Raw genomic sequence first — 24,180 nt, 5'->3', positions numbered from 1 at the left:
TTTTCGATGGCCGAGATCGTTCTGGACCATGTCACCAAGAGTTACCCGGACGGCGCAATCGCCGTGAAGGACCTCAGCCTGACGATCGCCGACGGCGAGTTCGTCATCCTGGTCGGCCCGTCCGGCTGCGGCAAGTCGACCACACTGAACATGATCGCCGGGCTCGAAGAGATCAGTTCCGGGGAGCTGCGTATCGGCGGCAGCCGGGTCAACGAGAAGGCGCCCCGCGACCGCGACATTGCGATGGTCTTCCAGTCCTACGCGCTCTACCCGCATATGACGGTTCGGCAGAACATCGCCTTCCCGCTGACGCTGGCCAAGCTGAGCAAGGCCGAGATCGCCCAGAAGGTCGAGGAGACGGCGAAAATTCTTGATCTGTCCGAACTTCTCGACCGCAAGCCTTCGCAGTTGTCCGGCGGGCAGCGCCAGCGGGTGGCGATGGGCCGCGCGATCGTGCGCCAGCCCAAGGCGTTCTTGATGGACGAGCCGTTGAGCAACCTGGACGCCAAGTTGCGCGTCCAGATGCGCGGTGAGATTGCCCGGTTGCAGAACCGGCTGGGCACCACCACCGTCTACGTCACCCACGATCAGACCGAGGCGATGACGCTCGGTGATCGGGTCGTGGTGCTGCGTGCCGGGCAGGCACAGCAGATCGGCACCCCCGAGGAGCTCTACGAGCGGCCGGCGAACCTGTTCGTCGCCGGGTTCATCGGCTCGCCCGCGATGAATTTCTTCCCGGCCACGCTCACCGATATGGGGTTGCAGCTGCCGTTCGGTGAGGTGACGTTGGGACAGGCGATCCAGGACGTGGTCGCTCGGCATCCCAAGCCGGCCAACGTCATTGTCGGGGTGCGCCCCGAGAACTTCGAAGACGCCGCGTTGCTCGACGCCTACGAGCGCATCCGTGCGTTGACCTTTGAGGTGAAGGTCGACCTGGTCGAGTCGCTGGGGGCCGACAAGTACGTGTACTTCACGACCTCTGGCGACGGCGCCAAGTCTGCGCAGCTGGCGGAGTTGGCCTCGGAGACCGGTGCCGGCGAGAACGAGTTCGTGGCAAGACTTTCCGCGGAGTCGAAGGTCGCCATCGGGCAAACCATCGAGTTGGCGTTCGACACCACCAAGTTGCACATCTTCGACGCTGACAGTGGTGTGAACCTGACGATCCCGCCGTCGGTCTAAGTGAGCCAGCCCCTGGATCCGGTCCGCGCTCACGTGCGCGGCCACTTCACCGAGGCCGGGATCGAAGCCGAGCCGGATTCGGCGAGTGTGACCTTCCTGGGTCTCGAACGTCTCGAAGTGTTGCGGTTCGGGCCGAACCCGGACGGCGTGGCTCACTATGTGACACTTGGGTGTTCACGGCACCCGATGACTGAGCCGACGTCGGGCGTGGCCGACCCGTTGCGCGGCCCGCGGGCCGAGGTCGTCCTCTCGCTGCGCGCCGCCACCCCCACCACCGGGTTGGCCCGCAGCCTGGCCGTGGTGGCGGCGACGCCGGCTGTCGAAGGCGTCGTTCTGGTTGCCGATGCGTTGATCGACCTGTCCGCGCCGCTGTGGGATGGTGCCGCGTTCACCGCTGTGCTGCTTGGTGATTCGGCCATCGCCGACCTGCCGTTGGAGGCGCCCCGGGAGCCGGTTCGCTTTCTGGCAGCGGTACCCGTCACCCCGACTGAGGCCGCGTGGATACGGCTCAAGGGTGCCGATGCGATGCGCCAGGCATGGCTCGACGACGGTGTCGACGTGCTGGATCCGAATCGTCGTGCGGCCCAGCCGGGGTAGCGGCTGACGCCGGAGTTCGTTCTACAGCCAGTGGTTGCGGCGGAAATTGAAATACAGGAACCCGCAGACGGTCACCATCAGCGCCAGCACCGCCGGATAGCCATACGCCCACGACAGCTCGGGCATGTGCTCGAAGTTCATGCCATAGATGCCGGCGATCATCGTCGGCACCGCCGCGATCGCCACCCACGCCGAGATCTTGCGCATGTCGAGGTTCTGTTGCAGACCCACTTTGGCGAGCTCGGCCTGCACCAGGGAGCTGAGCAACTCGTCGTAGCTCGAGATCTGGTCACCGGCCTGTGTCTGCAAGCTGAGCACGTCGCGCATGTAGCGCAGCACTTCCTTGGTCATCAAGTCTTTGTGCTCGCTGGTGATTTTCTGCAGCGCGCCGGTCAACGGAAACACCGCGCGCCGCATCTCGACGACCTCGCGCTTGAGCATGTAGATCTGCGCGATATCGGTCTTGAGGTCGGGGGAGAAGGCCTCTTCCTCGATCGTGTCGATGTCGCACTCCATCAGGCGTGCGACATCGAGGTAGCTCTCGACGACATGCTCGGCGATACCGTGCATCACCGCGTACGGGCCAAGGGCGAGCTGGAGGTGTTCGCTTTCCAGGTGATGGCGTAGTCCGGCCAGGCCGGTGTGGTCACCGTGGCGGACGGTCACCACGTAGTCGGCTCCGACGAACACCATGATCTCGCCGGTCTCGACGATCTGGCGGGCCTGCGCCACGGATTCGTGCGGCACGTACTTCACCGTCTTGACGATCAGGAACAGCGCGTCGTCATAGCGCTCCACCTTGGGCCGCTGATGGGCGTGCACGGCGTCTTCAACCGCGATCGGATGCAGGTTGAAGGTGTGGGCCACCGACTCCATCTGATGCTCGTCGGGCTCATGCAGCCCCAGCCACACGAACGCCTTCTGCCCCTCGGCCTCGAGCTCGTGAACTTTGGCCAGTGCAGCCGCGTGGGTGTACTTGCCCGGCAGGCGTTCTCCCTCGACGTAGATCGCACAGTCGACCATGGCGCGCGCGACCGGCACATGGATACGTCGGGCATCGACCTCAGCGGGCGATGAGGATCGGCCGGGACCGAGTAGCGACGGTGGCAAAGAGCGGAACGACGGCATGTTGCGACCTCCCCTCGCGCGGCGGGTGAGGCCCCGGTGGGCCCGTGTGGAAATGCTACGCGCCAGTAGCTTTCCTGGCGTAGTTCAGCGCGGGGGAACCCTGCCCGGTGAGGTTTCGGGGGCGAGTACCCTGACGCCGTGTCCGAAACAGTGAGTACTCCCCGCGTCGCAATCGACGACGAAGAGATCTTCGCCGCTCACGTCGGCGGGAAGCTGTCCGTCGAACTGAAGGCGCCGCTGGACACCCAGCGCGCCCTGTCGATCGCCTACACCCCGGGCGTAGCCCAGGTCAGCCGCGCGATCGCGTCCGACCACACCCTGGCCAAGAAGTACACCTGGGCCAATCGCCTGGTCGCGGTGATCAGCGACGGTACCGCCGTCCTCGGCCTCGGCGACATCGGTCCCGCCGCCTCGCTGCCGGTGATGGAGGGCAAGTCCGCGCTGTTCAAGACGTTCGGCGGCCTGGACTCGATCCCCATCGTGCTCGACACGAAGGATCCCGACGAGATCGTCGAGACGATCATCCGGCTGCGCCCGACGTTCGGTGCCGTCAACCTCGAGGACATCTCCGCGCCCCGGTGCTTCGAGATCGAGCAGCGCCTGATCGAGGCACTGGACTGCCCGGTCATGCACGACGACCAGCACGGCACCGCGATCGTGGTACTCGCCGCGCTGCTGGGCGCCACCAAGTTTCTCGATCGCGACATGCACACGCTGAAGGTGGTCATGTCGGGTGCGGGTGCCGCGGGCGTCGCGTGCACGAACATCCTGCTGGCTGCGGGCATCACCGACATCACGGTGCTGGACAGTCAGGGCATCTTGCACAGCGGCCGCGACGACATGAACTCGGTTAAGGCAGAGCTGGCGACGCGGACCAACCCACGGGGGCTCACTGGTGGAATCGCCGAGGCGCTCAAGGGCGCGGACGTATTCATGGGGGTCTCGGCCGGACTCGTTCCCGAGGAGTTGATCGCGACGATGACGCCGGGCGGCATCGTGTTCGCGATGTCCAACCCGGACCCCGAGATCCACCCGGACGCTGCGCGCAAGCACGCCGCCATTGTGGCGACCGGGCGAAGCGACTTCCCCAACCAGATCAACAATGTTCTGGCGTTCCCCGGGGTGTTCCGCGGTGCGCTCGACGCCGGCGCGCGGCGGATCACCGAGAAGATGAAAGTCGCAGCGGCAGAGGCGATTTTCTCCGTCGTCGGTGATGACCTGGCGGCTGATCACATCGTGCCGAGCCCGCTGGACCCCCGGGTGGGACCCGCGGTGGCCGCTGCGGTGGCCGCGGCATCCGAGGCCTAAGGCGAAACCTCTTGAGGCCGACGATGTTTCGCCGGCTGGTGCTGGGACTGCTGGCTCTGGCGGTCGTGGCGTGCGGATCGCCGGCGCCGGGTCCGTCGTTGGCGGTCGGTGCGACGGCCGACCCGGAGATGACCCTGCTGGCCCAGCTGTATGCTGCGGCACTGCGCTCGTACGGCAGCGCCGCGCACGTGCAGATCGTCGACGATCCGCTGGCGGCACTGGATTCCGGCGCGGTCAGCGTGGTGCCGGGATTCACCGGCCGGCTGCTGCGGCAGTTCGCCCCCGGCACGACGGTCCGATCGGATTCGCAGGTGTATCGCGCGATGGTCGGGGTGCTGCCGGAAGGAGTCGCCGCCGGCGACTACACCACCTCAGCCGAGGACAAGCCTGCGCTTGCCGTCACCGACGCGACCGTCACGGCGTGGGGCAGCCGCGACCTCACCGCCCTGGTGAGTCATTGTGCCGGGTTACGGGTGGGAGCTGTCGCGCACACCCCCGGGCTGCCTCCCGCGGTGGGCGGCTGCACGTGGGCGCCGCCGCGCGAATTCCCGGACCAGACAACGATGTTCGATGCGCTGCGAGCCGGGGAGATCACGGCCGGTTGGACCAACACCGCCGACGCCGGCATGCCCAGTGAGTTTGTGGTGCTCGCCGACCGCAAACCCGCGCTGGTGATGGCGGAGAACATCGTGCCGCTGTATCGGCGCAATGGACTCGACGAACAGCAGGTCCGTGCGATCAACGAAATCGCCGGCGTGCTGGACACCGGCTCCCTGGTCGACATGCGCCAGCACGTCGCCGAGGGCCGGGATCCGCAGTCAGTCGCCGAGGACTGGTTGTCGGCACACCCGTTGGGCCGCTGAGGATTCAGCGCATCGGCGGGGCGAGCTTGGGTAGCACCGTGGAGAACAGCTGCTGGTAGCCCGAGCCGGTGATCCGGACGATCACGTCGAGTATCTTGGCGTCGGCGCCGACCAGCACCCGAGCCCGGTTCTTGCGTACCGCGTCGAGGATGATGACGGCGGCGCGTTCCGGCGTCGTGCGGGCCAGCTTCTTGTCGAATGCCTTCGCCATCTCGGCCTGGTCGAGTCCTTCGGCGACGGTGGAATTGCGGGCGATGGCGGTCTTGATCCCGCCGGGGTGCACCGTGGTCACCTTCACCGGGTGCTTGGCCAGGATCATCTCCTGGCGCAACGCCTCGGTGAACCCGCGAACCGCGAACTTGGCCGCGTTGTAGGCGGCTTGGCCGGGCACCGAGAAGATCCCGAAGAGGCTGGAGACGTTGACGACGTGACCGTCACCGGACTCGATCAGGTACGGCAGGAAGGCCTTGGTGCCGTTGACGACGCCCCAGAAGTCGACATCCATCACCCGCTCGATGTCCTTGTACTGGCTGATCTCGACATCGCCAGAGAACGCGATCCCGGCGTTGTTGTAGATCTGGTTGACCTTGCCGAAGTGCGCCTTGACGCCGTCGGCGTAGGCCTGGAAGGCCTCGCGTTCGGTGACGTTCAGACGATCCGCCTTGACCTCGACGCCGATCGCCTTGAGGCGCTCCTCGGTCACCGCCAAGCCCTCGGTGTCGATATCGCTGATCGCGAGCTTGGCGCCCGAGCGACCCAGCTCGATCGCCAATGCCTGACCGATGCCCGACCCGGCCCCGGTCACCACCGCTACCTTCCCGGCAAACCCCTGCATGAACGCTCCTCCGAGTTGTTTGACGCATGTTTAGTGGGACCAAGGGTATCGGGCTGCCCCCCGCCGGTAACAGGGGGATACCCGTCCGCGATGCTTAGAGCATGATGTTTCGCCGGATTTCCAGCGCCGCAGCCGTGGCCGGTTTGGCCGCCGGTGCCGTGGTGCTGGCGGCGCCTGCCCAGGCCGATACCACCACCGACGATTTCCTGAACGCGCTGACCGGTGCCGGCATCACCGGGATCGATCCGGGACAAGCCGTCGAACTGGGCCAGTCGGTCTGCCCGCTGCTCGCTGACCGGAGCCAGAACACCGCCGACATCGCGTCCACCGTGGCCGATCGGCTGGGCCGGCCGTTGGGTCCGGCCACCATGTTCACCGGCCTCGCGGTCTCGTTCTTCTGCCCGCGCGCCGTGCAGGACCTGGCTAACGGGCAGACGCCGATCTCGCTGCCGTTGCTGGGCAACCTCGGTTTCTAGCTGCGCGCTGGTCCCTCAAACTGCACGCCGGCGCCCTTGACATCACGCTGCGCTACCCGCTCGCACGGGACTGCCCCAAGGTCTTTGGCTCTTGGTGTGCGCCACGTAGCAGCCGCATTCGGCGTGCTTTGCGTCGGTGCTTCTAGGCGGATGTGCTTGGACAGTGGCTGACGGATAGTCCGTTCCGCACGATCCGTGTGCCTTGTCGGAGGCAGGCGGCGACTTCGTCATCTCCCAGTCGCATCTTGTCGCCACGCAACCCCAGGGACACGACTCCGTTCCACGCGCCCCAGAGGAATTGGGCCACCAGGTGGGCGTCGAAGTCCGCGTGCATCTCCCCGGCGGCGATGGCCAATTCGATCTGGGACTCAAACTCGGCCACCAGCTGCGCCATGTGGTTGCCGATGCTTTCGCGCAGTTGCTCCGTCAAGGGACTGGGGCCGGTGGCCGCGGCAGCCAAGTCTTCGATCCGGACGTCGCGATACGGCGTGTGGTGGAACGCCTCCGCGGCGACCGCGAGCAGGCTCTCGCGTGACTTGGCTCGTCGTCGAGCCGCTCGGTGCCCGGAACTTGACGGTGCCACAGCCGGTGAATCGCCAGTTCGCCGAGTGGACGCCACCGCCTCGTCGAACCTGTCCCGCACCCCGAATGGAAGGAGGACCTTGGCTTGGCCTTGCCGCTGAGCATTCGCAACGTACTGAGGGTAAACACGGTCCTGCCCATGTGGTTGCGTACCAGCCGGCTCTTCGTCGGACACCATGAGACGTTGCGCACGTATCTTTCAGAAGCCGCCAGGATGGCGCTGAGTCTGCGGCGCCAAACCCCCACGTCCCACACCCCTGCACGGCAACTCGTCACGCACGGCTAGGGAATCCCTAACCGCCGGACAGGACAGCGGAATTCCGCAACCCGACCAGCCCACGACTTGTCGAGATCATCGACGCACCCGCGACACCACATCGACGTCGTGACGTCGGCGACCCCGAAAGTGGGAAGCTCGGGCCTGCACACCGTCTAGCGCCTCAATTGCGCGAGTGTGCCGTTTCATCCGCGACGCGCCGGTCGCGGCGTATGACAGCGCACACTCGCGCGCGAGGTTTGACTAGCCGAACGCCTCGTCGATGATCTCCTGCTGCTCGACGGCGTGCACCTTCGACGAGCCCGACGACGGCGCCGACATTGCGCGGCGCGAGATCCGCTTGATCCCGGTAAGCTTCTCCGGCAACAACTCTGGCAACGTGAGCCCAAACGTCGGCCAGGCGCCCTGATTGGCCGGCTCCTCCTGCACCCAGAAGAACTCTCCTGCATTCGGGTATGAATCGAGTGTGTTGCTCAGCCGTCGCTTGGGCAGCGGGGCCAGCTGCTCGATCCGCACGATCGCGACATCGTCGCGCTTGTCCTTCTCCTTGCGTGCCACCAGCTCGTAGTAGATCTTGCCGCTGGTCAACAGGATTCGGGTGACCTTGTCGCGGTCGCCTTCGCCGTCGGTGTAGCTCGGCTCCTCCATGATCGACCGGAACTTCTGCTCGGTGAAATCCCGGATATCGCTGACGGCAGCCTTGTTGCGCAGCATCGACTTCGGCGTGAACACGATCAGCGGACGGTGCACCCCGTCCAGGCCGTGCCGGCGCAGCAGGTGGAAATAGTTCGCCGGGGTCGACGGCAAGGCGATCGTCATCGAGCCCTCGGCCCACAGCTGCAGGAACCGCTCGATGCGGCCCGACGTGTGGTCGGGCCCCTGGCCTTCGTGACCATGGGGGAGCAGCAGCACCACATCGGAGAGCTGACCCCACTTCGCCTCACCGGAGCTGATGAACTCGTCGATGATCGACTGCGCGCCGTTGACGAAGTCGCCGAACTGCGCCTCCCACAACACCAGCGCGTCGGGATTGCCCACCGAATAGCCGTATTCGAAGCCCACCGCCGCGTACTCCGACAGCGCCGAGTCGTACACCAACAGCTTGCCGCCGGTCGGTGTGCCGTCGGGGTTGACGGTCAACAGATCCAGCGGGGTGAACTCCGCGCCGGTCTTGCGGTCGATGATCACCGAGTGCCGCTGGGTGAACGTGCCGCGACGAGTGTCCTGCCCGGAGAACCGGATCAGCTTGCCCTCGGCCAAGAACGTTCCCAGCGCCAGCAATTCGCCAAACGCCCAGTCGACTTTGCCCTCGTAGGCCATCTCGCGGCGTTTCTCCAGCACCGGCTTGACGCGCGGGTGCACGTTGAAGCCCTCGGGGAACGCCAGGTGCGCGTCACCGATGCGGGCCAGCAGCGCCTTGTCCACCGCGGTGGTCATGCCGCGCGGGATCATCTGGTCTTCCTCGACCGACTCGCTGGGCTCGATAGCGTGCTTCTCCAGCTCGCGAACCTCGTTGAACACCCGCTCCAGCTGGCCCTGGTAGTCGCGCAGCGCGTCCTCGGCCTCCTTCATCGAGATGTCGCCGCGGCCGATCAGGCTTTCGGTGTAGGTCTTGCGAACGCCGCGCTTGGTGTCGATCACGTCGTACATGTAGGGCTGCGTCATCGACGGATCGTCACCTTCGTTGTGCCCGCGACGGCGGTAGCACAGCATGTCGATGACGACGTCCTTCTTGAACTTCTGCCGGAAGTCCACCGCCAGGCGCGCCACCCAGACACAGGCCTCCGGATCGTCACCGTTGACGTGGAAGATGGGGGCTCCCACCATCTTTGCGACGTCGGTGCAGTACTCCGAGCTGCGCGAGTCCTGCGGCGAGGTGGTGAAGCCGATCTGGTTGTTGACGATGATGTGGATCGTGCCGCCGGTGCGGTAGCCGCGCAGCAACGCCAGGTTCAGCACCTCGGCCACCACACCCTGGCCGGCGAAGGCCGCATCGCCGTGCAGCATCAGCGGCATCACCGTAAAGCCATCATCGCCGGTGCCCTTGTCCAGCAGGTCCTGCTTGGCCCGCACCAGGCCCTCCATGACCGGGTCGACCGCCTCCAGGTGTGACGGGTTGGCGGTCAGCGACACCTCGATGTCGTTGTCGCCGAACATCTGGATGTAGTTGCCGGTGGCGCCCAGGTGGTACTTCACGTCACCGGAGCCGTGCGCCTGCGAGGGGTTCAGGTTGCCCTCGAACTCGCTGAAGATCTGCGAGTAGGGCTTGCCGACGATGTTGGCCAACACGTTGAGCCGGCCGCGGTGCGGCATACCGATCACGACCTCGTCGAGGGCATGCTCGGCGGCCTGGTCGATCGCGGCATCCATCATCGGGATGACAGTTTCCGCGCCTTCAAGCGAAAATCGCTTCTGGCCAACGTATTTGGTCTGCAAGAAGGTCTCGAAGGCCTCGGCGGCATTCAGCTTGGACAGCACGTACTTCTGCTGGGCGACCGTCGGACCTTCGTGCTTGACCTCGATGCGCTCTTGCAGCCATTTCTGCTGCTCGGGTTCGAGGATGTGGGTGTACTCGACGCCTATGTGGCGGCAGTAGGCGTCGCGCAGAAGCCCGAGCACGTCGCGCAGCTTCTTGTATTCCTTGCCGGCGAACCCGCTGACCTTGAAGACCCGGTCCAGGTCCCACAGCGTCAGGCCGTGGGTGTTGACGTCCAGGTCGGGGTGGCTGCGGAAACGGGTCTTGTCCAATCGCAGCGGGTCGATGTCGGCCATCAGATGCCCGCGGTTGCGGTACGCCGCGATCAGCTCCATGACCCGGGCGTTCTTGTCGACGATCGAGTCGGGGTTGTCGGTGCGCCAGCGCACCGGCTCGTACGGGATGCCTAGCTCGAAGAAGATCTCGTCGAAGAAGTCGTCGGAGAGCAGCAGCCCGTGGATCGTGCGCAGGAAATCGCCGGACTCTGCGCCCTGGATGATGCGGTGATCGTAGGTCGACGTCAGCGTGATCACCTTGCCGATGCCCAGCTCGGCAATGCGCTCCTCGCTGGCGCCCTGGAACTCCGCCGGGTACTCCATCGCGCCGGCGCCGATGATCGCGCCCTGGCCGGCCATCAGCCGGGGCACCGAGTGGACGGTGCCGATAGTGCCGGGGTTGGTCAGTGAGATCGTCACGCCGGCGAAGTCCTCGGCGGTCAGCTTGCCGTCGCGGGCGCGTCGCACGATGTCCTCGTAGGCGGCGATGAACTGGCCGAACCGCATGGTCTCGCAGTTCTTGATCGCGGCGACAACGAGTTGCCGGCTCCCGTTTTTGCCCGCCAGGTCGATCGCCAGGCCCAGGTTGGTGTGTTCGGGCGTGACCGCGTTGGGCTTGCCGTCGATCTCGGCGTAATGGCGGTTCATGTTGGGGAATGTCTTGACCGCCTGCACGATCGCGTAGCCGAGCAGGTGGGTGAAGGACACCTTGCCGCCGCGGGTGCGCTTGAGGTGGTTGTTGACCACGATGCGGTTGTCGATCATCAACTTCGCCGGGATGGCCCGCACGCTGGTCGCGGTCGGGATCTCCAGCGAGGTGTTCATGTTCTTGACGACGGCGGCAGCCGCGCCGCGCAACACTTGCGTCTCGTCACCGCTGCGCGCCGGTGCCGGTGCAGCCTTCGGTGCCGGTGCGGCCGCGCCATTACCCGCCGGCGCGGTGGTGGCCGGGGTGGTCTTGGCCGGGGCAGGGGCCGGCGCGGGTTCCGGCGGCGAGACCGGCGCCGCGGCCGGCTGGCCGTTGCCGCCGGCGACCGAGTCGGTCACCGGCTCGGGGTTGTAGTCGACCAGGAATTCGTGCCAACTCTCATCGACCGAGGAGGGGTCGTCGCGGAACTTGCGGTACATCTCCTCGACAAGCCATTCATTCTGGCCGAATGGTGAACTCGTACTGCTCACGGCAGTTACTCGCCTCGATTCCTTCGTCTGGGCAAGCCGCACGCGGACGGTTTGCCCCCACTGTTTTGCTCCGACACATCGCCGCCTAAAAGGCTAACCCTTCTTCGGTCTTCCCGAAGCACGTCAGCACCATGCCCGACTAGCACTACCGCAGAGATGTGCAAGCACGTCTCATGCTGCGACAACCGGTCGGTAGAGGTCGACGAACGGCTATCGCCCGGGCTCGATCGCCGGCAGCAGGTGCAGGCTGACCGGCCACCGGGCGGGCGCGGGCCCAAACGCTGTGCGGGCATTGTTCACAATCTTTTTGCCCATCATTCGGTTGCCGCCGCCGCCAACCGCGGCTCCGATGCCGACGGGCAGCATCTTGCCGAACGCCATCACCGAGCGTTTGAGGGTGTACCGCTTGACGAAGTACCGCATCAGGCGCGTGTTGAGCTGTGACAACGCCGGCAACGGCAACATCTCGGCACTTTCGGCCAGCCAGGCGCCGCTGGTGCGGCCCGGGCCCAGCAGGTCGGCAATCGCGCCCTTGCTCTCGTCGCCGACCAGAACCGCCAGCACCAACGCCCGGCGACGCTCTCGCTGCTCGAGCGGAATGCCATGTACCTCAGCGATCGCCAGTACGAAGACCGCGGTGGCCTCCAGAAACACCAGCGTCTCGCCGGCCACCGCCGACAACGCGGCCAAAGTGCCGATACCGGGAACCGCGGCGGCCGAACCGACGGCGGCACCGCTGGCCATCACCGCAGCCAGATAGCGCTTCTCCAGCTTGGTGACGATATCGGCGGGGGTGGCTTCGGGCTTGGATCGGCGCAGCCGGCTGACGTAGGCCTTGACCGCTGGCGCCTGGACCCGCGTGCTGCGCTCGATAACCTGGGACAGCACCCGCGCGGACATGGTCGCGTCGTCATCGACCCGCGCCGGTAATTGCTCGCGACGGACCTTCATGGGGTGCCTTCCTGGTATCCGGCTCACTATCGCCGGCCGGCTCCGACATCCAGGCTAACGAACGAGCGCCGCCTGAAGGTGCCCTGCGGTGATCCCGGTCACCACGGGCCGAATAGCCGCAGGAGGAACAAATAACCAGTGGCGCGCGCTGTGGGTGTGCATGGCAACATCCCGGGCTGTGGCTGCCACCCAAAACCCGCCGGCCGGGTCCGCGGAGGTGGCAGCTCCCAGCGAGCGGCGGATGATCGTCGTGCTGGGTGCGATGGTGGCGCTGGGGCCGCTGACCATCGATATGTATCTGCCCGCGTTGCCGCAGATTGCCCATGAGCTCGGGGTGTCCTCCTCGGTGGCCCAGTTGACGCTGACCGGCACGCTGGCGGGTCTGGCGCTAGGGCAGCTCATCGTCGGCCCGCTGTCGGACTCGCTGGGCCGGCGCCGCCCGTTGATGGCCGGCATCGTCCTGCACATGCTGGCCTCGGTGCTCTGCCTGTTCGCCCCGAACATCGAGGTGCTCAGTGTGGCGCGTGGGCTGCAGGGGATGGGTGCCGCGGCCGCGATGGTGGTGGCGGTAGCCGTCGTCGGCGACCTGTTCGACGACAGCGAGGCGGCCACGGTGATGTCGCGGCTGATGCTGGTTCTCGGGGTGGCCCCGATCGTGGCGCCGTCGCTGGGCGCGGCGGTGCTACTCAAGGCGTCCTGGCACTGGATGTTCGCCGCGCTGATCGTGCTGGCCGGTGCCCTCCTCCTGGTCGCCGCATTGGCGCTGCCGGAAACCCTCACACCGGCTCACCGGCGTCCGTTGCGGGTGCGCTCGATCGGATCGACCTACCTGACCCTGCTGAGGGATCTGCGTTTCGTGATCCTGGTCCTGGTGGGTGCGCTCGGGATGGCAGGGCTGTTCGCCTACATCGCCGGTGCAGCCTTCGTCCTGCAAGGCCGTCACGGGCTCGATCAGCAGACCTTCGCGCTGGTGTTCGGCGCGGGCGCGATCGCGTTCGTCGCGGCTACCCAGCTCAATGTCGTTCTGCTGCGCCGGTTCTCGCCCCAGCGCATCCTGGTGGGCGCATTGACCCTGGCGACTGCGGCTGGGGCGGTGTTCATCGCATTGTCGGTCACCCACACCGGCGGGATGTACGGCTTCCTGGTCCCGGCCTGGGCGGTGCTGTCGATGATGGGCTTCGTCATCCCGAACGCTCCCGCGGTCGCGCTTTCCCGCCACCACGAAGCCTCCGGGACCGCGGCCGCCCTGCTGGGCGCCGCGCAATTCAGTGTGGGTGCGGTGATCGCGCCCGTGGTGGGGCTGATGGGCAATGACGAGATCGCACTGTCGGTGGTGATGACCGCGGGTGTGGCCATCGCGCTGCTGGCGCTGCTGGCGGTCGGCGCTGGCGACGAAGCCGTCCCCGAGGCTGCTTAGCTGCTCGCTGAGCTGTTCTCCGCATACCGCAGCACCGCACCGATGCCGTCGGCCGGACTCAACCGCTCGTCGGTGCGCACCAGGGCGGCGCCGGTGGCAACCGCGAGCAGGGGGAGCGCTTCGTCGGCGCGCAGGGTGCGCTCGGGCGCACCGCCGAGGTCGGACAGGGTGTCGGCATCGGCAGCGATCATGGCCAGATCGGAGCCGGCTACGACGGTGGCATCCCCGATGTCGCCGATGATCAGCGTGTCCACCGCACCGTCCCGCAGCGCGGCCGTCACATCGGCCAGGCCCTCGACAGCCAGCCCGGTGCCGCGACCGGCGGCGAAACGCTGGGCAGCGTCATCGATCGTGGTCAGCCGGCGCTTGAGGAACTCCTGACCGATCTCGTGGTGGACCTCGGACTGGTCGGTTCCGGCGGCACGTCCACCGCCCTGCAGCTCAACGGCCTTCTCGGCGACCCGCTCGGGCAGCGCCGACGCCAGCTCGGTGCGCGCATTGACCTCGCCCTCGATGAACACCAGCGCCGCCGCGGATTCGTCGGCCAGCTGGGTGACGCGGTCGGCGACCTCGCGGATGTTCTTGCGGATGGCTTCGTCGACCCGCGGTTGCGCCCCGCCGAATTCGTGCTCGGCCGACTTGGCCTTGTGCACCGGGTAGCCCTCGCCCTCGACGGTTTGGGTGCTGACCAGGCCGGCGCGGTGCAGGGTGACGTCGGCGCCGGTGCGGTCGACGACGACCAACAGGTAGGCGGCGTGCAGCAGGCCATGTTCGACGATCGGAACCAGATAGGGCAGCTCGGAGACCCGAATGACCGTGGTGGTGGGCGGCCTGATGAGGTGCTCATCGAGGACGATGTCGGTGCCCGCGACGACGACCGCCCGGCCGCTGCGGCCCACGGGCGGATGGGCGCCGCGCACGGCGCCGTCGATGGCCTCGATCACCGCCGCGTCGACGGACTGCTCCTCGAGGTGCTTGCGTACATCGCGGAGCCTGGCGTCGAGCTGCGCCGAGGCGTCCTGGGTGTCATGGGAGTCGTCGAAGTAGATCGAGACGAACGGACCCTTCGAGTCCACTAATGGCCGAAAGCGGTCGGAATGCATGGCTTCTCCTGCGCTGGAAATCGGTCCAGGATCGTGATGGCTGTCTGCCTCAACGTACGCCGGAGTCGTCGCGTCTGGCCGGGGCCGCCACCGGGCACCCGCTCGGCGGGCCGATAGGCTCGATCCGGCGCGTGACGGCAGCCGGAAGCACAATCACATCCGGCAGCGTTACGCACATGGTGTTGCTGCTAACCGATGAGGTGCGGGGGCCCGACAACGGTTCGACAGCGCGCGCCGACACCGTTGCAGCAAGCCGAAGTGAGGTACGGATATGACCAGGCACATGGCCGGCTCGGCGCCGGACGTGGACTTGGACCCCGAGCCGGACCAGCCCAGCGCGCCCGCGAATCCGTGGCCTGCGCTGTGGGCCATGCTCGTCGGATTCTTCATGATCCTGGTCGACTCGACGATCGTCGCGGTCGCCAACCCCAGCATCATGGACGGGCTGGAGATCACCAGCTACGACACTGTCATCTGGGTGACCAGCGCCTACCTGCTGGCCTACGCCGTGCCGCTGCTGCTGGCCGGGCGCCTCGGGGATCGCTTCGGCCCGAAAAATCTCTACATCATCGGCCTGGCCATCTTCACCGCGTCCTCGCTGTGGTGCGGTCTGGCCGGCTCTATCGACATGCTGATCGCCGCCCGCGTCGCGCAGGGAATCGGCGCCGCCCTGCTGACCCCGCAGACCCTGTCAACGATCACCCGCATCTTTCCGCCCGAGCGCCGCGGCGTGGCGATGAGCATGTGGGGTGCGACCGCGGGAGTGGCCACCCTGATCGGCCCGCTGGCCGGCGGAGTGCTGGTCGGGCGGCTGGGCTGGGAGTGGATCTTCTTCGTCAACGTTCCGGTCGGTGTGATCGGCTTGGCGCTGGCGGTCTGGCTGATCCCGACGATGCCGACCAGCAGGCACCGCTTCGATGTCCTGGGTGTGGTGCTCTCCGGCGTCGGCATGTTCCTGGTCGTGTTCGGTCTGCAGGAGGGCCAGAGCCACCACTGGCAGGCCTGGATCTGGGCGGTCATCGTCGCGGGCGTCGGGTTCTTCACCGCGTTCGTGTACTGGCAGTCGATCAACCGCCGCGAGCCGCTGGTGCCGTTGCAGATGTTCGCCGATCGGGACTTCACCCTGTCCAACCTCGGTGTGGCAGTGATCGGCTTCGTCGTCACCGCGATGATGCTGCCGATCTTCTTCTACGCCCAGGTGGTGTGTGGCCTGTCGCCGACGCGCTCGGCGCTGCTGATCGCGCCGATGGCCATCTTCAGCGGGGTGCTGGCCCCGTTCGTGGGTCAACTGGTCGACCGGGCCCATCCCCGGCCGATCCTCGGGTTCGGCTTCTCGGTGGTCGCGATTGCCCTGACCTGGCTGTCGATCGACATGACGCCGACGACGCCGATCTGGCGGCTGGTGCTGCCGCTGATCGCGATGGGCGTCGGCATGGCGTTCATCTGGGCGCCGCTGGCCACCACTGCCACCCGCAACCTGCCGCCGCATCTGGCCGGCGCCGGCGCCGGCGTCTACAACGCGACCCGACAAGTCGGTTCGGTGCTGGGCAGCGCCGGGATCGCCGCGTTCATGGCCTCCCGGATCAGCGACGAGATGCCGGCCGCGCCAACTGACGCGTCGGCCAGTGAAATGGCCGTGCTGAAGCTTCCGACGTTCTTGCACGAGCCGTTCTCGGCGGCTCTGGCGCAGTCGATGCTGCTGCCCGCGTTCGTCGCACTGTTCGGCATCGTCGCGGCGCTGTTCGTGCTCGGTGGGCTGGGGTCCCCGCGCCCGGCGATGGACGACGACATCACCGACGAAATCCCGGTCTATGACGACGACTATGACGACGACGACTACGTGGAGTATGAGGTGGATTCGACCCACCGGCCGGTGTCCGTGCCCGAACCGGTCGATGACGCGACCGAAGTGATTGTGTGGCAGCATCCGCTCGACGAGCCCGAACCACGGGCCGAGCTGCCCGTTGAGCCGATTGGATTCGCGCACAACGGTTTCCCTGTCGATGGTGAATCGCACCACCGGCCTCTGGAGATCGTGGCACCAGAGCCCGCGCCACGGTCCCGGCATCGCCTCATCGACCCGAGTCAGCCGCAGCCGGCCCGCCACCATCGCGACGAGCGCGCCGACGTCGAGACTTACGGTCGCCATTCACGGCCGGGTGACTGAAAAGCTTCCTCGTTACCCCGCCCGATGCCACCGATCCCGACAACCGTTCTTCCTGCATGAGTATTATGCTCGCTGAGAATGAGAATGTAGTTTTCAACGAGGAGAATGATGGCCGAGACGTGTTCGCTCGTCGACCGCACCCTGGTCGTATCCGGCGGCAGCCGGGGAATCGGTCTGGCCATCGCGCTCGGTGCGGCCCGGCACGGCGCCAATGTCGTGCTGCTGGCCAAGACCGCCGAGCCGCACCCGAAGCTGCCCGGCACGGTCTACACCGCTGCCGCCGAGATCGAAGCGGCCGGCGGTAAGGCCGTCGCGGTGGTCGGCGACGTGCGCAGCGAGGAGGATGTCGCCCGCGCGGTCGACGCCGCCGTGCAGAATTTCGGCGGGGTGGACATCTGCATCAACAATGCGAGCGCCATCGCCACCGACCCGACCGAAACGTTGTCGGCCAAGAAGTTCGATCTCATGCAGCAGATCAACATTCGCGGCACGTTCCTGCTGACCAAAGCCTGCCTGCCGCATCTGCGCACATCGCCCAACGGCCACGTGGTCACCATCGCGCCGCCGCTGAACCTGAATCCGTACTGGCTGGGTGCCCACCCGGCCTACACGCTGTCGAAGTACGGGATGACACTGCTGTCGTTGGGGTGGGCGGCCGAATATGCCGACACCGGAATCGGTTTCAGCTGCCTGTGGCCCGAGACCTACATCGCGACCTCGGCGGTGGCCAACTCCCCGGACTTCGAAGAGGCCATGGCGTCTTCGCGCAGCCCGGAGATCATGGCCGACGCGGCGGTCGAGATCCTCACCTCGCCGGGCGCGCAGGTCAACGGCTCCTGCCTGATCGACTCTGACGTCTTGCGGGCGGCCGGTATCGAGGACCTGTCCCATTACGGCGGCGGCGACAATCCGATCATCGACATCTTCGTCGACAAGTAGCAGCGGGCGTCAGCCCATTGGCAGTAGGTCGGGGTAATCGGCCCCAATCAACTGGCCGTAGCTCCGGAATACCTCGAAGGCTGCGGTCGTCGGCTCCAGCCCCGCGGCGAACGCCGCCTGAGCCTTGAACATGCGTGCGGCTGCGCTCAATTCGTGACGGACCTCGTCGCCGGGACGCCCCATGCTGGGGACCCACACATCACCCCACATGGTGACTTCCGTTCGCGCCGAGCGCACCGACGCCGCCAACGCATCGCGCACCCGATCGTCGGTGCCGCACACCGCGGCGGCCACCGCCAGCGCGGTCGGGGCGTTCGCGCCGGCGCCGAACACCGTTCCCAGCCCGACCGTCTGAACACCGAGGATCTGCAGTGCGGCCAGGTCGCCCGGATCGGCGACTGCGACCCGTACATCCCAGCCCGCCATCACCCGGTCGAAGAGCCAGCCGCCCGCCGAGTCCACGATGTCGGCGACATGGGCGCCGACGACGTCGAGCTGGTAGCGGGCGTGCCTGGGGGTGCGTTGCCGTGACCGGGCGAGCTCGCGCTGCCGGTCTCGTTCGTCGATATCCTGCACGAGACACAGCGTGACAGTTTCACGAGAATCTGTAAAGCTCAAGATTCGCCGAAGAAGCGCCGCAGCGCCTGCGCCTGCATTGTCAGCAGTGCCGTGCTGACCTTCCAGTCGGGACACAGCGAGTCGAAGCCGTGACAGGTTCCGCCGAAGATGTGCAGGTCGGTGCGAACGCCGGCCTGCAACAACTGGCGGGCGTACTCCAGTGCCTCGTCACGCAGCGGATCCAGCTCTGAGCAGGTGATGAAGGTGCTTGCGGCGCCGATCATTTGGTGGCCGCGGCCGGGTACCGCGGCAGCGCTGGGGGCAGTCTGGCCGAGATAGTGCCGCCACATCAGTCCGGCGGCGACCCCGTCGAAGCCGGGGGTGGAGTCGAACTCCGCTTTTGACGCGCTGCGGCGGTCGTCGAGCACGGGTTGGTGCAGCAACAGGCCGACGATCGGCGGCGACGTCTCGGCCGTTGCCCGCTGGGCGAGCCCGGCGGCCAGCGCGGCTCCGGCGCTGTTGCCGGCCAGTGCCAGCCGGTCGCGGTCCAGTCCGAGCTCCTGGGCTGTCGCCCAGGCCCATGCCAGTACCGCGGCGGTGTCCTCGAGCGCAGCCGGGTAGGGGTGTTCGGGGGCCAGTCGATAGTCGACGGAAATGACCGTGCAGGCACTTTGGCGGGCCAGTTCGACGCACTGGCGGTGGTCGGTGTCGAGGTTGCCCATTACGAATGCACCGGCGTGACAATAGATCACGGCCGGCGACGGTGCCGGGGCGCCGCGGTAGATCCGGACCGGAACCGCCGCCGTGCCGTCACACGGAACGCGGGCGTCGGTGATCTCGACCCCGGTGGTATCGATCTGGCCGACCGCCTCGTGCCGGCGTTGGTTGAGCGAATCCCGAACGGCGGCAAGACCACCCAGCGACAGATCGCTGCGTGCTGCGGCGAACCCGTGCAGCGCGGGGTCGAGTCGCCGGAGGAGTTCGGGGTCGGGCTGCATGGTGCTATCCGCCCGGCGGTGCGGTGAACGTGTAGGCGCGGGGGCGAAATCGGCGCGTCATCGTCCAGAACGCGCGCGCACTGCGCGGCCACTGCGTGACCACCCGGCCGTTGGGCGCCCGGAAGTAGTTGCTGCATCGCGTGGTCCAGACGGTGCCCGCCATCCACCGGTCGATATCGGACAGGTAGTCCGCCATCGCTTGGGCGCGCACCGCCACATAGCGCCCGCGCGTGCGGCGCAGGTGCTTCAGCGCCCGCACGATGTAGTGGGCCTGGGCTTCGAGCACGAAGATCACGCTGTTGGAGCCGACGTTGGTGTTGGGTCCGTAGAGCATGAAGAAGTTCGGGAAACCCGGAACTGTCATGCCTAGATACGCGAAGGCACCGTCGTGCCAGGTGTCGTGCAGTGACCGGCCGTGCTCGCCGAGGACCTCGATCTGGCCGAGGTAGTCGGTGGCGGCGTAACCGGTGGCGCACAGCACCACGTCGACGTCGAGTTCGGAGCCATCCTCGGTGACCAGCGAGCGTGCCCGCAGCGAGCGGGCCGGGCTGGACACCACCTCGACGTGCGGCTGGGTCAAGGTCGACAGGTAGTCGGCGGCGAACACCAGCCGCTTACAGCCCAGTGGGTGTTCGGGGGTGAGTTTGGCGCGCAGGTCGGCGTCGGCCACCGCGGACTCCAGGTGGCGCAGCGAGATGTCTTTGAACTCTTGGGTTTTGTCGCTGCCGTTCTCGATCACCGAGATGTTGCGTTCACTGCGCAGCCACAGCCGGGTGCGGTAGAACTTCTTGGCGAACGGAATGCGCTTGAAGATCCAGCGCTCCCGGTCGCTGTACGGCCGGTCCGGCTTGGGCAGTATCCAGGTGGGGGAGCGTTGCACCGAGTACACCTTGTCGGCCACCTTGGCGACCTCGGGCAGCAGCTGTGACGCGGTGGAGCCGGTGCCCAGCACGGCAACCCGGGTTCCGCGCAGGTCCACCGAATGGTCCCAGCGCGCGGTGTGCATCAGCGTCCCGGTGAACGGCTCCAGCTCGTGCAGCTCGGGCAGTAGCGGCCTGGTGAACATCCCGACCGCGGAGACCACGATGTCGAAGGTGTGGTGCTGCCCGGTTGAATCGGTCAACGTCCAGGTGTTGGCGCCGGGATTCCACTGTGCCGTGGTGATTTCGGTGTTCAGCCGCAGGTGTGGGCGCAGGCCATGACGGTCAGTCGAGCGTTCGAAGTACTCCAGCAGCTCTGGCTGACCCGGCCACATCCGGCTCCAGTCCGAGTTCAGGTCGAACGAATAGGAGTACAGGTGCGACTTCACGTCGCAGGCCAGCCCGGGATAGGTGTTGATCCGCCAGGTTCCGCCGACCCCGTCCTCCCGGTCGAAGATGGTGAAGTCACGAAAGCTAGCTTTGGCCAGGAAGATACCCAGTGCCAGGCCGCCAGGGCCGGCGCCGATGATGCCGACGGACAGCCGGCTCAACCGATCCGCAGGCATTGCCCACCGTCGACCACGAGCTCGGCTCCGGTGATGAACGAGGCATGCTCGGAGACCAGGAATGCCACCGCGTCCGCGACTTCCATCGGCTGGCCGAGCCGGCCGCCATACGACCGCTCGATCAGCCGCTGTCGGGCCGTGTCGTCGAGCATGGGTGTGTCGATCGGTCCGGGGAACACCGCGTTGACCCGGATGCCGTCACCGGCCAATTCCGCGGCGGCGATCTGGGTCAGGCCGCGCAGCGCCCATTTCGACGACCCGTACGCCGCGTGGAAGGGGAACGGCCGGATCGCCCCGGTGCTGCAGGTGTTCACGATCGCCGCCCCTTCGGCCTGGCGCAGATGGCCCAGCGCCGCCCTGATACCCAGGAAGGGTCCCAAAGTGTTGAATCGCCAGCTACTTTCAAAGCCCTGCGGGGTCTCTTCGGACAGTGACGCTCGGTGTAATACGCCGGCATTGTTCACCAGCACACTCAATCCGCCGAACTGCTCGACCACCTCGGCCACCGCCGCCGACCACAGCTGTTCGGAGGTGACGTCCAGCTCGACGGCGAGCACATCCGGGTCGTCGAGTTCGTTGACCTGGGTGCGCAGTTCGTCAATGCGAACGTCGGCGGCGGCAACCTTGAAGCCGTCGGCGCGCAACCGCCTGACCACCGCCGCACCCTGGCCGCGTGCCGCCCCGGTGACCAGTGCGACTTTGGTTGCGCTCACTGCCGACCCTCGGCTTCCGCGAGATGGGCGGTCGCACCGCGGCGTAATGCGGCCGACTCCGGAGCGAGGGTTATCAGCTGAAAGCCCAATTCGGCCAGATCCTTTCCAGTCAGGCCGTCACCGGCGTGGATACCCGCCACGATGCCTGCCGCCGCCGCGGCTTGCTGCACGCGTACTGCCGCATCACGAACTTCTCTGTTGCTGGTCGCCTTGACTATTCCGACCCCAAGGGAGATAGCCAGATCCGCCGGTCCGACGTAGACACCCGCCAGCCCTGGCACCGCACAGATGTCGGCGACCGCGTCCAGCCCTGCCGCCGTCTCGATCATGGCGAACACGCTGACCCTGCCTGCTAATTCAGCCGGGTCGCGGCCCAGGCTGGCGCGCAGCGGGCCGAAACTGCGGATGCCTTCGGGGGCGTATCGGGTTGCGGCCACCGCCTCGGCGGCCTGCTCGGGCCGGTCGACCATCGCGACGATGATCGCGTCGGCCCCGGCGTCGAGCAGCCGGCCGATAGGCGCGGACGCGGGCGAGGGGACCCGGACCGCGGTGGCGATCGGGACATGCTCGATGCGGCGCAGGATCTGTGCCACGTCGGCGTCGTCGAGGTAGCCGTGCTGGATGTCGAATCCGACGTAGTCGTAACCAGCGTGCGCGAATTCGTCGGGCCCGGCGAACGTCGGTCCGGTGATCCAGCCTCCCCACACCTGAGGCTTTTCGGCCAGTGCCTGCTGCAGTCTGCTGGCGGTCATGAGGCCACGATCGAGATCTTCACTCGCCCCGGGGTCGGACGGCAGGCGAACTCGAAGGCGTCCTGCACCTCGGTGACGTCGAAGGTGTGGGTGAGGTACCTGCTGAGCAGATCAGGGTGCTCACGGGCGAAGGCGTCGGCGGCATCGAGCATCCGCCGGCGCTCCAGTGTCACACCGGATTTCAGTGTGAGGTTGTTGCGCAGCATGGTGCGCATGCTGATCGGGTAGCTGTCGTCGTCGGGCACGCCGAAGTAGAACACCGTGCCGCCGAAGCCCGTCGCTTCGACGGCGTTGTTCAGTGTGGCCACCTGGTGGCCGACGGCCTCGATGACCACGTCGGGCTTGTTGTGTGGCGCGAGGTGAGCCACCCAGCGATCGCTGGTGGCGCGCACTACGGTGTCGACGCCGAACTTCGCGCCGATATCATCGCGGTAGATGGGATCGACCCCGGTCACATGCGCGGCGCCGGCGGCCTTGGCGACGAAGGAAAACAGCAGCCCGATCGAACCCTGGCCGATCACGGCGACCCGCTTGCCGGCCAGGGGCGGAAGTTGTTCGACCGCATACAGAATGCAGGCGAGCGGCTGCAGTCCGACTGCGTGGGCGGGGCTCAGCGTCGGGTCGTAGGGGGCCAGCCCGTTGCCGTCGGAGACCACGAACTCCATCAGGCCGTCGAAGCCGGAGGCCCAGCCGACGACGCGGTCGCCGGGGCGGTGGTCGGGGTGGGCGCTGGCCAGGACTTCGCCGACGATCTCGTGGACCGGGAAGCCGGCCATCTCGGCGGCCAGTGCACCGGTGTCACCGGGCAGCCGGCCCTGCACGCCTTTGAAGCCGGGGATGTCGCTGCCACAGATTCCGGCGGCGAGGAACTTCAGCAGGACCTTGCCGTCGGGCAGCCGGTCGGATGGCGGTTCGGGAACCGTGACCCGCTCGAAGGTATACGGCGCGACGAGCCGATAACACCACACTGGCTAGGCCTCCGATAACGCGTGGGTCGTTGACAGTGCCACCTACGGAGCGTGACACTTGTGCAATGTTTTGTAAAGGTTGGGATATGTGTAAAGGCGAGATATGACGGCGATCGGTTCCCCGCCCCGGGCCCCGCTGGCCGACGGCTTCTGCTTCGGCGAGGGGCCCCGCTGGTTCGAAGGTCTGTTGTGGCTGTCGGACATGCTTGGCGAGGCGGTGCACACCGTCACCCTGGACGGCTCGATGACCACACTGGAGTTGGCCGGCCACGCGCCCGCCGGCTTGGGCTTCCGTCCCGACGGCACATTGCTGATCGTATCGACCGAGCGCCGGGTGGTGCTGCGCTACGACGGCGACGCGGTCACCGAGGTCGCCGACCTGTCCGGGATCGCACCGGCCAATCTCGGTGACCTGGTGATCGACGCCGCCGGCCGGGCCTACGTCGGCTGCCAGGCGCGCGAGGGCGGCATCATCGCCCGGCTCGACCCCGACGACTCGGTCATTGTGGTGGCCGAGGACCTCGACTTCCCCAACGGCATGGTGATCACGCCAGATGGCCGCACGCTGATCGTGGCCGAGTCGATCGGGCGGCGATTGACCGCCTACGACATCGACGGCGGCGGCGGGCTGTCGGGGCGGCGGGTGTTCGCCGACGGGCTCGACGGTCCGCCGGACGGTATCGCGCTCGACGCCGCCGGTGGGGTGTGGACGTCGATGACGCTGGCCCACCAGTTCGCCCGCATCGAGGCCGGCGGCGCGGTCACCGACCGCATCGACATCGGCGACCGCGCCGCCATCGCCTGCATCCTCGGCGGGCCCGACCGGCGCATCCTATTCCTGGTCTCGACGCCGGATGCCTATCCGCAGCGCCTCATCGGCACCAGCGGGTCATGCGTCGAGACGGTCAGGGTCGAGATCCCCGGCGCGGGTTTCCCGTCAACCGAAAGGTAAG

General features: G+C 67.0%; 21 protein-coding genes. 9 read left to right on the top strand and 12 right to left on the bottom strand.

What is annotated here, in order from left to right; genetic code table 11:
* Positions 1 to 6: 6 nt before the first annotated feature.
* Together G6N38_RS04010 and G6N38_RS04005 are read left to right on the top strand one after the other, a co-directional pair.
* Positions 7 to 1,179, top strand: a complete 1,173-nt coding sequence (locus G6N38_RS04010; RefSeq protein WP_163746355.1) for an ABC transporter ATP-binding protein — start codon at positions 7 to 9, stop codon at positions 1,177 to 1,179.
* Entirely contained in the window at positions 1,180 to 1,776 is a 597-nt protein-coding gene (locus G6N38_RS04005) for a suppressor of fused domain protein (RefSeq protein ID WP_163746354.1), read from the top strand. It begins immediately after the preceding gene.
* Positions 1,777 to 1,797: 21 nt separating this feature from the next.
* Here G6N38_RS04005 and G6N38_RS04000 read toward each other — a convergent pair whose 3' ends face one another.
* Positions 1,798 to 2,904: a magnesium and cobalt transport protein CorA gene (locus G6N38_RS04000; RefSeq protein WP_163746353.1), complete on the bottom strand. Its 1,107-nt coding sequence runs from the start codon at positions 2,902 to 2,904 to the stop codon at positions 1,798 to 1,800.
* A gap of 138 nt (positions 2,905 to 3,042) precedes the next feature.
* Here G6N38_RS04000 and G6N38_RS03995 point away from each other — a divergent pair, with 138 nt between their 5' ends.
* Complete coding sequence (locus G6N38_RS03995) at positions 3,043 to 4,212, top strand: NAD(P)-dependent malic enzyme (protein ID WP_163746352.1); 1,170 nt, start codon at positions 3,043 to 3,045, stop codon at positions 4,210 to 4,212.
* A 23-nt stretch (positions 4,213 to 4,235) separates the two neighbouring features.
* Positions 4,236 to 5,075 carry a glycine betaine ABC transporter substrate-binding protein gene (locus G6N38_RS03990; RefSeq protein ID WP_170314201.1) on the top strand — a complete coding sequence of 280 codons (840 nt, stop codon included), beginning with the start codon at positions 4,236 to 4,238 and terminating at the stop codon, positions 5,073 to 5,075.
* Between the two features lie 4 nt (positions 5,076 to 5,079).
* Here G6N38_RS03990 and G6N38_RS03985 read toward each other — a convergent pair whose 3' ends face one another.
* Positions 5,080 to 5,910, bottom strand: coding sequence for an SDR family NAD(P)-dependent oxidoreductase (locus G6N38_RS03985; protein WP_163746350.1), 831 nt, complete (start codon positions 5,908 to 5,910; stop codon positions 5,080 to 5,082).
* Between the two features lie 101 nt (positions 5,911 to 6,011).
* Here G6N38_RS03985 and G6N38_RS03980 point away from each other — a divergent pair, with 101 nt between their 5' ends.
* Complete coding sequence (locus G6N38_RS03980) at positions 6,012 to 6,386, top strand: DUF732 domain-containing protein (protein WP_163746349.1); 375 nt, start codon at positions 6,012 to 6,014, stop codon at positions 6,384 to 6,386.
* A 142-nt stretch (positions 6,387 to 6,528) separates the two neighbouring features.
* On the opposite strand, the gene G6N38_RS03975 is transcribed toward G6N38_RS03980, so the two are convergent.
* The 3 genes from G6N38_RS03975 to G6N38_RS03965 form a co-directional block, all read right to left on the bottom strand.
* Positions 6,529 to 6,969, bottom strand: coding sequence for a TetR family transcriptional regulator C-terminal domain-containing protein (locus G6N38_RS03975; RefSeq protein ID WP_163746348.1), 441 nt, complete (start codon positions 6,967 to 6,969; stop codon positions 6,529 to 6,531).
* Positions 6,970 to 7,488: 519 nt separating this feature from the next.
* On the bottom strand, positions 7,489 to 11,175 hold the full coding sequence (locus G6N38_RS03970; protein WP_163746347.1) for a multifunctional oxoglutarate decarboxylase/oxoglutarate dehydrogenase thiamine pyrophosphate-binding subunit/dihydrolipoyllysine-residue succinyltransferase subunit: 3,687 nt from the start codon (positions 11,173 to 11,175) through the stop codon (positions 7,489 to 7,491).
* Positions 11,176 to 11,385: 210 nt separating this feature from the next.
* Complete coding sequence (locus G6N38_RS03965; RefSeq protein ID WP_163746346.1) at positions 11,386 to 12,126, bottom strand: hypothetical protein; 741 nt, start codon at positions 12,124 to 12,126, stop codon at positions 11,386 to 11,388.
* Between the two features lie 160 nt (positions 12,127 to 12,286).
* Here G6N38_RS03965 and G6N38_RS03960 point away from each other — a divergent pair, with 160 nt between their 5' ends.
* Positions 12,287 to 13,543: a multidrug effflux MFS transporter gene (locus G6N38_RS03960; protein WP_163746345.1), complete on the top strand. Its 1,257-nt coding sequence runs from the start codon at positions 12,287 to 12,289 to the stop codon at positions 13,541 to 13,543.
* On the opposite strand, the gene G6N38_RS03955 is transcribed toward G6N38_RS03960, so the two are convergent.
* Positions 13,540 to 14,646 carry an Rv2629 family ribosome hibernation factor gene (locus G6N38_RS03955; protein ID WP_163746344.1) on the bottom strand — a complete coding sequence of 369 codons (1,107 nt, stop codon included), beginning with the start codon at positions 14,644 to 14,646 and terminating at the stop codon, positions 13,540 to 13,542. The two genes, G6N38_RS03960 and G6N38_RS03955, sit on opposite strands and share 4 nt — an antisense overlap.
* Before the next feature lie 271 nt (positions 14,647 to 14,917).
* Here G6N38_RS03955 and G6N38_RS03950 point away from each other — a divergent pair, with 271 nt between their 5' ends.
* Positions 14,918 to 16,813 carry an MFS transporter gene (locus tag G6N38_RS03950; RefSeq protein ID WP_163746343.1) on the top strand — a complete coding sequence of 632 codons (1,896 nt, stop codon included), beginning with the start codon at positions 14,918 to 14,920 and terminating at the stop codon, positions 16,811 to 16,813.
* Between the two features lie 108 nt (positions 16,814 to 16,921).
* Complete coding sequence (locus G6N38_RS03945; RefSeq protein WP_163751786.1) at positions 16,922 to 17,752, top strand: SDR family oxidoreductase; 831 nt, start codon at positions 16,922 to 16,924, stop codon at positions 17,750 to 17,752.
* 9 nt (positions 17,753 to 17,761) lie between these two features.
* Here G6N38_RS03945 and G6N38_RS03940 read toward each other — a convergent pair whose 3' ends face one another.
* Genes G6N38_RS03940 through G6N38_RS03915 form a run of 6 tightly spaced genes read right to left on the bottom strand, consistent with a single transcriptional unit; the run spans position 17,762 to position 23,227 of the window.
* Positions 17,762 to 18,328 carry a hypothetical protein gene (locus G6N38_RS03940; RefSeq protein ID WP_163746342.1) on the bottom strand — a complete coding sequence of 189 codons (567 nt, stop codon included), beginning with the start codon at positions 18,326 to 18,328 and terminating at the stop codon, positions 17,762 to 17,764.
* 38 nt (positions 18,329 to 18,366) lie between these two features.
* A complete protein-coding gene (locus G6N38_RS03935; RefSeq protein ID WP_163746341.1) occupies positions 18,367 to 19,308 on the bottom strand; it encodes an alpha/beta hydrolase in 942 nt (313 codons plus the stop codon).
* Positions 19,309 to 19,312: 4 nt separating this feature from the next.
* Positions 19,313 to 20,794, bottom strand: coding sequence for a flavin-containing monooxygenase (locus G6N38_RS03930; RefSeq protein ID WP_163746340.1), 1,482 nt, complete (start codon positions 20,792 to 20,794; stop codon positions 19,313 to 19,315).
* Positions 20,776 to 21,507 (bottom strand): SDR family NAD(P)-dependent oxidoreductase, encoded by a 732-nt coding sequence (locus G6N38_RS03925; protein ID WP_163746339.1) that lies wholly within the window; start codon positions 21,505 to 21,507, stop codon positions 20,776 to 20,778. Before G6N38_RS03925 ends, G6N38_RS03930 begins: the two co-directional genes overlap by 19 nt.
* Complete coding sequence (locus tag G6N38_RS03920) at positions 21,504 to 22,259, bottom strand: HpcH/HpaI aldolase family protein (protein WP_163746338.1); 756 nt, start codon at positions 22,257 to 22,259, stop codon at positions 21,504 to 21,506. Before G6N38_RS03920 ends, G6N38_RS03925 begins: the two co-directional genes overlap by 4 nt.
* On the bottom strand, positions 22,256 to 23,227 hold the full coding sequence (locus G6N38_RS03915; RefSeq protein WP_163746337.1) for a zinc-binding dehydrogenase: 972 nt from the start codon (positions 23,225 to 23,227) through the stop codon (positions 22,256 to 22,258). The genes G6N38_RS03920 and G6N38_RS03915 overlap by 4 nt, the downstream gene beginning before the upstream one ends.
* 103 nt (positions 23,228 to 23,330) lie before the next feature.
* On the opposite strand from G6N38_RS03915, the gene G6N38_RS03910 reads away from it, so the two are divergent.
* Complete coding sequence (locus tag G6N38_RS03910) at positions 23,331 to 24,179, top strand: SMP-30/gluconolactonase/LRE family protein (RefSeq protein WP_163746336.1); 849 nt, start codon at positions 23,331 to 23,333, stop codon at positions 24,177 to 24,179.
* Position 24,180: the final 1 nt, after the last annotated feature.

The sequence above is a fragment of the Mycolicibacterium helvum genome, assembly GCF_010731895.1.
GTDB classification, from domain to species: domain Bacteria; phylum Actinomycetota; class Actinomycetes; order Mycobacteriales; family Mycobacteriaceae; genus Mycobacterium; species Mycobacterium helvum.
The sequence above is the reverse complement of the archived record's forward strand: the minus strand, read 5'-3'. Positions and strand labels throughout refer to the sequence as shown.

Coding starts and splice junctions, on each gene's coding strand:
- G6N38_RS03965 (WP_163746346.1), bottom strand. CDS start 12,126: ATGAAGGTCCGTCGCGAGCAATTACCGGCGCGGGTCGATGACGACGCG.
- G6N38_RS04000 (WP_163746353.1), bottom strand. CDS start 2,904: ATGCCGTCGTTCCGCTCTTTGCCACCGTCGCTACTCGGTCCCGGCCGA.
- G6N38_RS03930 (WP_163746340.1), bottom strand. CDS start 20,794: ATGCCTGCGGATCGGTTGAGCCGGCTGTCCGTCGGCATCATCGGCGCC.
- G6N38_RS03990 (WP_170314201.1), top strand. CDS start 4,236: ATGTTTCGCCGGCTGGTGCTGGGACTGCTGGCTCTGGCGGTCGTGGCG.
- G6N38_RS03980 (WP_163746349.1), top strand. CDS start 6,012: ATGATGTTTCGCCGGATTTCCAGCGCCGCAGCCGTGGCCGGTTTGGCC.
- G6N38_RS03920 (WP_163746338.1), bottom strand. CDS start 22,259: ATGACCGCCAGCAGACTGCAGCAGGCACTGGCCGAAAAGCCTCAGGTG.
- G6N38_RS03945 (WP_163751786.1), top strand. CDS start 16,922: ATGGCCGAGACGTGTTCGCTCGTCGACCGCACCCTGGTCGTATCCGGC.
- G6N38_RS03935 (WP_163746341.1), bottom strand. CDS start 19,308: ATGCAGCCCGACCCCGAACTCCTCCGGCGACTCGACCCCGCGCTGCAC.
- G6N38_RS03960 (WP_163746345.1), top strand. CDS start 12,287: ATGGCAACATCCCGGGCTGTGGCTGCCACCCAAAACCCGCCGGCCGGG.
- G6N38_RS04010 (WP_163746355.1), top strand. CDS start 7: ATGGCCGAGATCGTTCTGGACCATGTCACCAAGAGTTACCCGGACGGC.
- G6N38_RS03950 (WP_163746343.1), top strand. CDS start 14,918: ATGACCAGGCACATGGCCGGCTCGGCGCCGGACGTGGACTTGGACCCC.
- G6N38_RS03955 (WP_163746344.1), bottom strand. CDS start 14,646: ATGCATTCCGACCGCTTTCGGCCATTAGTGGACTCGAAGGGTCCGTTC.
- G6N38_RS03910 (WP_163746336.1), top strand. CDS start 23,331: ATGACGGCGATCGGTTCCCCGCCCCGGGCCCCGCTGGCCGACGGCTTC.
- G6N38_RS03985 (WP_163746350.1), bottom strand. CDS start 5,910: ATGCAGGGGTTTGCCGGGAAGGTAGCGGTGGTGACCGGGGCCGGGTCG.